The 9,711-nt window shown below is 34.3% G+C and carries 8 protein-coding genes; 5 read left to right on the top strand and 3 right to left on the bottom strand.

Annotated features, from left to right (window positions below):
• Positions 1 to 104 precede the first annotated feature (104 nt).
• Positions 105 to 626 (bottom strand): helix-turn-helix domain-containing protein, encoded by a 522-nt coding sequence (locus J8H85_RS01940; RefSeq protein ID WP_209652136.1) that lies wholly within the window; start codon positions 624 to 626, stop codon positions 105 to 107.
• Positions 627 to 777: 151 nt separating this feature from the next.
• Here J8H85_RS01940 and J8H85_RS01935 point away from each other — a divergent pair, with 151 nt between their 5' ends.
• Together J8H85_RS01935 and J8H85_RS01930 are read left to right on the top strand one after the other, a co-directional pair.
• Positions 778 to 2,028, top strand: coding sequence for a parallel beta-helix domain-containing protein (locus J8H85_RS01935; RefSeq protein WP_209652134.1), 1,251 nt, complete (start codon positions 778 to 780; stop codon positions 2,026 to 2,028).
• A complete protein-coding gene (locus J8H85_RS01930) occupies positions 2,003 to 3,139 on the top strand; it encodes an SO2930 family diheme c-type cytochrome (RefSeq protein WP_209652131.1) in 1,137 nt (378 codons plus the stop codon). Before J8H85_RS01935 ends, J8H85_RS01930 begins: the two co-directional genes overlap by 26 nt.
• Before the next feature lie 16 nt (positions 3,140 to 3,155).
• Here the strand turns inward: J8H85_RS01930 and recG are convergent, their stop codons facing one another.
• Entirely contained in the window at positions 3,156 to 5,258 is a 2,103-nt protein-coding gene (gene recG, locus J8H85_RS01925; RefSeq protein WP_209652129.1) for an ATP-dependent DNA helicase RecG, read from the bottom strand.
• 83 nt (positions 5,259 to 5,341) lie between these two features.
• Between recG and J8H85_RS01920 the strand changes: the two genes are divergently transcribed.
• From J8H85_RS01920 to J8H85_RS01910, 3 genes are read left to right on the top strand one after another with little or no spacing between them, the layout of a single operon-like run.
• Complete coding sequence (locus J8H85_RS01920; RefSeq protein ID WP_209652128.1) at positions 5,342 to 7,354, top strand: M1 family metallopeptidase; 2,013 nt, start codon at positions 5,342 to 5,344, stop codon at positions 7,352 to 7,354.
• On the top strand, positions 7,351 to 8,253 hold the full coding sequence (locus tag J8H85_RS01915) for a patatin-like phospholipase family protein (protein WP_209652127.1): 903 nt from the start codon (positions 7,351 to 7,353) through the stop codon (positions 8,251 to 8,253). The genes J8H85_RS01920 and J8H85_RS01915 overlap by 4 nt, the downstream gene beginning before the upstream one ends.
• 2 nt (positions 8,254 to 8,255) lie before the next feature.
• Complete coding sequence (locus tag J8H85_RS01910; RefSeq protein WP_209652126.1) at positions 8,256 to 9,167, top strand: patatin-like phospholipase family protein; 912 nt, start codon at positions 8,256 to 8,258, stop codon at positions 9,165 to 9,167.
• 1 nt (position 9,168) lies between these two features.
• Here the strand turns inward: J8H85_RS01910 and J8H85_RS01905 are convergent, their stop codons facing one another.
• Positions 9,169 to 9,690, bottom strand: a complete 522-nt coding sequence (locus J8H85_RS01905; protein ID WP_209652124.1) for a DUF7935 family protein — start codon at positions 9,688 to 9,690, stop codon at positions 9,169 to 9,171.
• Positions 9,691 to 9,711: the final 21 nt, after the last annotated feature.

The raw sequence follows: 9,711 nt of genomic DNA, 5'->3' as shown, positions 1-9,711 counted from the left end.
TTTATCGATTAAAAGACTTCTTTTTTGATGATAATGATAACTACTCCTTGCCATGTTTGTATGATGTAGTAATACATTTAAATCATACTTATGCCTTAATTCTGTTATGGCTTGTGCTTTTTGTTTTGCTCTTGTTGAATTAAGGCCTCTAACTTTTTTAGCAAGTCCAGTTCTGCTCGTAAAGATTCATTTTCTAATAAAAGTTCTTCTTCCCGAGTTAATGGTTTATTAGACTTCTTTTTTGCTCTTTTAAATTGCATAGATTTAGGTTTACCTCTTGGTTTATGGTTTAAGCCTATAACACCATCTTTTTTATAATTACGATGCCAATTCATAACTACAGATTTAGTAGGGATATTAAACTTTATACAAGCTTGACTGAAAGATAATAAATCTTTTTCAATGGCTTTTATCACTTTAAGCTTGAAGAGTAAACTGTAGACCTTATTCTTCCTGGGTAGTAATCCCTTTTCACCATATTTTTCATAAAACCGAATCCAATCATGAAGCGTTGTATGATGACAACCATATAATTTTGAAACAGCGTCTACTGTTTGATGATTTTTCAACACTTCCTTTACGCAACGAAGTTTAAAATCGTAATTGTACTTGACTTTTCTTTCCATAAAAATACCCTCAAATAGTGTCTAACTTTTTGGGGGCAGTTCAAAATAAAGTAGGACTTTTTTAATTGAAATACTTATTTTCTATAAATTTGATAATATATTAACTTCAAAATTTAAGTATATCAAAAGAATACTCATTTTCGTAGGATTATTGTTAGCTATCTTATTAGTTACTTATTTTGTTATAAAAAACGAACCTACTCCAGAATATACTCCAGAGCGTCATTATGTTGAAGGAAAGGAAAATGAAATCCTTTCAAAATTTCTATTGGCAAAAGATAGTACGGTAATTGAGTTGGGTGCAGGCCATTTTACAATATCACAGTCGCTTTCTTTAGAAGGGTTAAATCATGTTATTATAAAGGGAAAGGGAATAGACCAAACCGTGTTGAACTTTAAGGGGCAAAGTAGAGGCGCTGAAGGAATTAGAGTTTCCAACTGCACATCAATTACCATACAAGATTTAACGGTTGAAAACGCAAAAGGCGATAACATTAAAGTGATGGATACCGATGGTATTACCATTAAAAATGTTGAAAGCAGTTGGACTGGAGAAGTAAGTGAAAAAAATGGCGCATATGCGTTTTACCCTGTGCTTTGTAAAAATGTGGTTATTGATGGTTGCAGATCGATAGGGTCTTCAGATGCTGGTATTTATGTGGGGCAGTCAATTAATGTAACAATCAGTAATAATCTGGCTTTTTACAACGTAGCTGGTATAGAAAGTGAAAATTCTAAAAACGTAAAAATATTTGGCAATAAAGCTTATGAAAACGCAGGTGGCATATTGGTGTTTGATTTACCGGGTTTAACGCAGTATGGTTCAAACATTGAGGTTTACAATAATGAAGTTTATGATAATAATACCAAAAATTTCGCGTCTAAAGGCGCTATTGTAGGACAAGTACCTTCGGGCACGGGTAGTTTGGTGTTGGGAACCGAAGATGTTTATATTCATGATAATGTTTTTACCAATAATAAAACAAGCTCCATAGCTATAGCCAGTTATATTTTAATTTATGAAATGGGTAAGCGGAATAAGAAATCTGATGAAACAACATCAAATACAGGCAAAAGAGTGGTTGGAAATGTTCGTATGATAGATAGTAAATTCGATCAGGATAAAAATTACAATCCGTATCCAAGGCAAATAAGAATTGGAAAAAACGCCTATTCAAATTCGCATATTTTCCCAACAATCAATAACGATTTTGGTAAAATATTATTATTAAAAAAACCAATTAGAACTATAGATGTTTTGTGGGATGGTATAGAAGCTCCGGAAGCACCGTACACCATATGTTTTGAAAAAGAGAATAAAGACATTTCGTTTTACGCCTTAGATGTGATAAATGATTTTAAAAACCCTACCACCGATGTGTCGAAATATTTTTGCAATTAGTATTATTGGTTTCTTATTAATAACTGGTTGCAAGAAAAAAGAAGAATATCAGGCGCAACAAAATTCCAACTCCCAAAGCATTTCAGGACTTTTAACCAGCAACGATACATTGCTAAGTTATGAGGATTTGGGGTTGAAAAAACTATCCGATTATGGCTTCTTTAATCAACCATTAAATAAGTTAATTCCAGCAAATAATCAGGTTGTCCCTTATGAGTTGAATTCGCCATTATTTACAGATTATGCTTCAAAAAAGCGTTTTATATGGTTGCCTGAAGGTTCTCAACTTAGTTATGTAAAAGATGAGAGCGTTTTTAATTTTCCAAATGGCGCTGTTATTATTAAAAACTTTTATTATAAAAACGAGGAGTTGAAAACTGAAGAAGATATTATCATTGAAACCCGTTTGCTTATAAAAGATGAAAAGACCAAACAATGGAAAACATTGCCTTATATATGGAATGAAGAACAAACCGAGGCTTATTTATATATTTTAGGAAAGGATATTGATTTGATAATAGAGAGAAACGATGCTGATAATAAGCAAATTGCATTTAAATATTCGGTGCCCAATATCAATATGTGTAAAAATTGCCATGTTAAAGACCAAACTATTGTGCCTTTAGGGCCAACTCCGAGGCAATTAAATATGAAGCATGTTTTTCAGGATTCTATCGTAAAAAATCAATTGGCATATTTAAAAGATAATAAAATGCTAAAAGATTTAGATAACTTGGATGCCGTACATAAATTTCCAAATTATTTAGACCCTAATTCTGGCTCATTAAACGAAAGAGCGAGAGCTTATTTAGATGTTAACTGCGCCCATTGCCACCAAGATGGAGGTTCTGCTAAAACATCCGGCCTACATTTGGTTTATAGCGAAACGGATCAATACAAATTAGGAATAAACAAACCGCCTGTTGCCGCAGGAAAGGGTTCTGGAAATTTATCTTATGATATAGTTGAAGGAAAACCGAATGAATCTATTTTATTATTTAGAATGAAGCATTTAGAGCCAGATATTGTAATGCCGGAAATAGGCAAAAATTTGGTACATACCGAAGGTGTTAAATTAATTGATGCGTGGATAGCTTCCTTGGGTAATTAAACTTGGTTTATATAAGTTAGCTGATATAATTCCAAATATTTTTAAACTTACTTAAAGCTTTATAGGTGTCTAGTACAACTTTGTTCTCTGGGTTGGATAGTTTAGGGTCGTCTTTAAGTAGTTTTTTAGCGTAAAAGCGTGCGCTTTGCAAAATATCTTTATCCTTTATAATATCGGCAATTTTAAGGTTTAAAACACCGCTTTGTTGTGTTCCCATAATATCTCCTGGCCCCCGTAAACGTAAATCCACCTCGGCTATTTCAAAGCCATCACTGGTTTTTACCATGGTTTCCAATCGGGTTTTACTGTCGTTGCTTAGTTTGTGTCCCGTCATTAAAATGCAATAACTCTGTTCGGCGCCACGACCAACCCTACCACGCAACTGATGGAGTTGTGAAAGTCCAAAACGTTCTGCGCTTTCAATAATCATTACGGATGCGTTAGGCACATTTACGCCCACTTCAATAACTGTGGTGGCAACCATAATTTGTGTTTCACCTTTAATGAAGCGTTGCATTTCAAAATCTTTGTCGGCAGGTTTCATTTTACCATGTACAATGGAAATTTGATATTCGGGCATAGGGAAGTCTCTAGAAATACTTTCATAGCCATCCATCAAATCTTTATAATCCAAAGCCTCGCTTTCTTGAATGAGCGGATATACGATATAAATTTGGCGTCCTTTCTTGATTTCATCTCTAATGAACTTAAAAACATTCAAACGGTTTTTGTCGTATCTATGAACCGTTTTTATAGGCTTTCTTCCAGCAGGTAATTCGTCAATAACTGAGATGTCCAAATCCCCGTAAACCGACATGGCTAAGGTACGCGGAATAGGGGTGGCTGTCATTACCAAAACATGTGGGGGCGACGAGTTTTTATGCCATAATTTGCTTCTTTGTGCCACTCCAAAACGGTGCTGTTCATCAATGATGGCGAGCCCTAAATTTTTAAATTTTACCTTATCTTCAAGTAATGCATGGGTGCCAATGAGTATCTGCAATTCACCATTTTCTAAAGCTTTATGAATTTTTTTTCTTTCTGAAGTAGTACTTGAACCTGTGAGTATTTTTATTCTGATATTCAATAATTTACAATGCTCTAGTAAACCGTTATAGTGCTGGACTGACAAAATTTCAGTCGGCGCCATTAAACACGCTTGAAAACCGTTGTCAAGTGCCATTAACATTGACATAAACGCTACTATGGTCTTTCCAGAACCCACATCGCCTTGCAATAACCGATTCATTTGGGCATTGCTACCTAAATCGGCTCTAATTTCTTTTATAACCCGCTTCTGTGCATTAGTTAATTCAAATGGTAAATGGTTGTTGAAAAAGGTTGTAAAATAATCGCCAACATGTTCAAAAGGGAACCCTTTAATTTTTGATTTATGAATTAAATTTTTGATGATAAGTTGCAGTTGGATATAGAAAAGCTCTTCAAGTTTCAACCGGAATTGTGCACGTGCCAACAACTCCTGGCTTTTGGGAAAATGCACATTAAAAAGGGCGTCACCTTTACTGATCAATTTTAATTCTGAACGTAGCGGTTCAGATAAAGTTTCAGCAAACCGTCCGCCAGTTTCAATAAATAATTGTTGCATCATTTGAATTACAACACGGTTGCTAATGCCTTTATTTGATAATTTTTCGGTAGAAGGGTATACCGGTTGCATGGCAGAACGTAAGTTTTTCTCGTGTTCTTCCAATAGTTCCATTTCTGGATGCGGCATGCTAAACCTACCATTAAACCAATTGGCCTTACCAAAAATAACATAAGGCTTGTTTAATTTTATGCTATCACGAATCCATTTGTGCCCACGGAACCAAACTAATTCCATCACACCCGTTTCATCTTGAAAGGTGCCAACCAAACGCTTCCCTTGTTTTTGCGCTACCTCTTTAAATTCAACAAGCTTCCCAATCACCTGTATATCAGCATTACTTTGTTGGAGTTGGCTGATTTTGTAATAACGGGTCCGGTCTATGTATCTATTTGGAAATAAGTTTATTAAATCTTGATAGGTGTGAATGCCCAACTCCTTCCGTAGCAAATCGGCCCTATTGGGGCCAACGCCTTTTAAATAATCGATAGGAGTTTGAAGATTGGTAGTCATAGAAGACGAATTTACTGCTTTTCATGCAATTCATAAAATAGAAAATTTGCGTATTTTGGCTTAATCGTTGATACGTTATTCTTATGATTCGAATTCTTTTAGTCTTCTTTTTTTTTGTAAATTTTATTGCTGAAGGGCAACAAGCTGATTATGTTGATTTTAAAAAAGCAAAAGCAGCTATTGCTTTTGGAGATTTGAGCAAAAAAGAAGTGGGGGGTACTATTACTTATGAGTTTGAAATTTTACAAAACACAGATTCCGTTTATGTTGATGCTGTTGCTTTTTCGGAAATAAAATATGTTTTAGATGAAACCATTGCAGGAAGTTTATATAACGGAAAACATCTAATCATCAAACATCCTTTTAAAGCAAACACAAACCATAAAGTAACCATTGCGTGGAAAACGAGCCCCAAAAAAGCCATGTATTTTATTGATTGGGGTTTTGAGGAAGGAAATAAACAGATCTGGACCCAAGGTCAGGGCAAATACACCAGTAACTGGTTGCCAAGTTTTGATGATATGAGTGAGAAAGTAGAATTCGATTTAAGTATTGAATTTGACAAGAATTACCAAGTAATCGCTAATGGCAAATTAACGAATCAACAAATTAACGAATCAACAATTACATGGCATTACGATATGCAAAAACCCATGAGCAGCTATTTAGTGGCCTTGGCTATTGGGAAATATAAGAAAAAGGTTGAAAAATCAAAAAGCGGGGTTCCTTTAGAAATGTATTATTACCCAGAAGATTCTTTAAAATTGGAGCCCACATATCGCTATACCAAGCCTATGTTCAATTTTTTAGAAGAAGAAATAGGTGTGAAGTACCCCTGGCAAAATTACAAGCAAGTACCTGTTAAAGATTTTCTGTATGCCGGTATGGAAAACACCAGTACCACTATTTTTGCCGATAGTTATGTAATTGATTCTATTGCTTTTGTGGATAAAAATTATGTAAATGTAAATGCCCACGAATTGGCGCATCAATGGTTTGGTAATTTGGTTACTGAAACTTCCGGAACACACCATTGGCTTCAAGAAGGTTTTGCTACGTATTATGCCTTATTAGCGGAAAAAGAAGTTTTTGGAGAAGATTATTACTACTGGCAGCTATATGAATATGCCCAAGAATTGTTAGAGCAGGATACATTAGGACAAAACACATCGTTATTAGACCCCAAATCGAGTAGTACCACGTTTTACAAAAAAGGCGCTTGGGTTTTACATATGCTACGCGAGCAAGTAGGCGATAAAGCTTTTAAAACGGCCATTAAAAATTATTTAATCAACTATCAGTTTAAAAATGTAGAGACTGATGATTTTATTAGGGAAGTTGAGAAGGCTAGTGGGAAGAATTTGGCGGGTTTTGTTGATGATTGGCTTAACGACAAAAGTTTCAATTACTCAAAATGTTATGACATATTGAAGAATAGTTCACAAATTATTTCAAAATTAGATGTCTTAGAAAGTGAATTGTTATTTTCCTCACATTCTCCAAATTTTAGCTTAAATAGATTTATTGATAAGGCTACATATTCTGAAATCAAAAAACTCATTTTTTCTAAAGAGTTAATAACACTTGTTGAAGATTACGATATTTATATAAAAGCTTTCAGCACAAAAGATTTAAAAGTCCGTCAAGCCATTGCTATAAACCTAACAGAAATACCTTCAGAATTAAGAGAAGATTATGAAACCCTATTAAACGACAAATCGTACATTACCATTGAAAAAGCACTATTCAACTTATGGTTGAATTTTCCGCAAGAGCGAAGTAAGTATCTAAATAAAACAAAAGGAATTGAAGGGTTTAATGACAAAAACATTCGTATTTTATGGTTAGCTTTAGCATTGGTGACAGAAGCGTTTGAACCAGAAAACAAAAAACAATATTTTGATGAATTAAACAACTATACAAATCCTAATTATAATTTTGAAATTCGTCAGAATGCTTTTTTATATTTACAACAAATAAATGCTTGTAACTCCGTTTGTATTGAAAATTTAAAACAAGCCACAACACACCATAGTTGGCAGTTTTCAAAATTCGCAAAAGTTATGTTAGAGCAAATAAACACCTATAAAAAATGAAAGCATTGGTAATTTCTGGTGGTGGCAGTAAAGGTGCATTTGCAGGCGGTGTTGCACAATACCTAATTGAAGAGCTTAAACGTGATTACCAATTGTATATTGGCACCTCCACAGGCAGTTTATTGGCGTCTCATTTGGCTTTAAAAAAAATTGAGAAAATTAAAGATGTTTATACCAGCGTAACTAACGAAAGTATTTTTGATGTGTGTCCATTTGTGGTTAAGCAAAAACATGGTAGTCAAAATATAGCAATAAACCATGTAAGCGTTCTGTTTAATCTATTAAGAGGCAGCAAAACATTTGGAGAAAGCTATAACCTAAGAAATTTAATTAAAAAAACTTTAACTGAAGAGGAGTTTCTAGTTTTGAAATATGATACTAAAGATGTTGTTGTAACTGTTTCTAATTTATCGCTAAATCAGGTCGAGTACAAATGTTTAAAGGAGTTTGATTACGATGAGTTTATAGATTGGGTTTGGATATCATGCAACTACACACCTTTCATGACTTTAGTTAAAAAAAACGGTTGCGAATATGCTGATGGAGGCTTGGGCAATATGGTGCCTATCGAGGAAGCCATAAATAGAGGTGCTACCGAGGTTGATGCTATTATTTTGCAAACCGAAACGAATCAATTTAACCGTTTGCCTTCTAAAAATCCATTTTCATTATTAACAAATATGTTTGCTTTTATGTTGGATAGAATTGAATCCCAAAACATAAGAATAGGAAAGTTTACTGCAAGCCATAATAATGCGATTATCAATTTTTATTATGCACCGACTGTTTTAACCACGAATTCCCTTATTTTTAACAAAGAAAAAATGACACAATGGTGGCAAAGTGGTTATGATTTTGCAAGATTCAAAAACCAAAAAACAAGTCAGTTAGAAAATTAATTATGAGAGCATTAGTAATATCAGGTGGCGGAAGTAAAGGGGCTTATGCGGGAGGCGTTGCAGAATTTTTAATTAAAGAAAAAGGGTATCAATACGATTTGTTTGTGGGTACGTCCACCGGAAGTTTGTTAGTGCCGCACATTGCTGCTGGCAAAATTGACAAAATTTACGATGTGTTTACCGATGTGAAGCAAAGTAATATTTTTAGTGTGAACCCGTTCAGGACCCGAAGAAAAGGTGATAGAGAATATGTGTCCATAAACTTTTTAAACTCGCTTTGGCAATTTATAAAAATGAAGCGCACTTTTGGAGAGAGCAAAGCACTTAAAAGATATTTAAAAAAGCATTTTACTGAAGAAGAATATCATTTAATCAGAACCACTAAAGAAGATGTAGTTGTTACGGTTTCAAATTTATCACAAAACAGGGTCGAATATAAGTCCATTAAAGATTTTTCATATGAAGAGTTTTGTGAATGGATTTGGATTTCATGTAACTACATTCCATTTATGTCTTTAGCAAAAGTGGATGGTTTTGAGTATGCCGATGGTGCTTTTGGTTGTGTTGTGCCCATACGAGAAGCTATACAGCGTGGTGCCACCGAAATTGATGCGGTTGTTTTGGAATCTGAAAATATGGAGTACATGAAAGTGCTGGGTAAAAATCCCTTTTCATTAATGCTTAATTTGTTTGGACATTTGTTGGACCAAGTAGAACGAAGCGATATCCTTATAGGCAAGTTAGCGGCAAAAAACAGAGATGTAAAGCTTAATTTGTATTATACGCCTTCTAAACTGACTGAAAACTCGTTGATATTCAATAAAAAATTAATGGTTGATTGGTGGCAACAAGGGTTTGATTACGCCAAAGACAAAGATAAACAAGCCATGTCGAATGAATTGAGAATGGAGTAATTTACCATAATTCAGAAACCTCTTCCTTTATAAAGGATAAAGCAGCATCACTAGGTGAACGGCGTTCCATCATTTCCATTAAAATAACCTCTCTAAGTTTGTTGGCACTATCTGTTTTTTCAAGTAAACTGGCTTTTCGTATAAGTTGAATGGTTGCGTTTTTTGCAGCATTGATGATACTCCAGCATTTTTCACTCACATAAATTTGCTGCGTTAAATTATGTTCAAACTCCTGTTCAATACTTTGTATAATTAAAGCTTCATAAGCTTCTTTATTTGAGGACATTGGAGATATTCTTATTAATAAGCTAGAAGGTGTGATGCGTTCTAAAAATAACACCATGCGTTCATAGGCTTGTAAGCGCATAGGCAGGGCGTTTACCTGTAAATCTTTTTTTAACAAAAAGCGTCTTCTGCCATCTTCATTTTTGGTGTGTTCCTTAAAAAAGTAATAGGCAATTAGGCCTGTAAGCAATGAAGGTATGGCGAATAATAATAGGTCAATAAATCTGTTGGCATCCATAAAAAATATTGTTTGGTTAAG

The organism is Mariniflexile gromovii, from assembly GCF_017814435.1.
Classification (GTDB): Bacteria; Bacteroidota; Bacteroidia; order Flavobacteriales; family Flavobacteriaceae; genus Mariniflexile; species Mariniflexile gromovii.
This window is presented reverse-complemented; position numbering and strand designations above follow the sequence as displayed.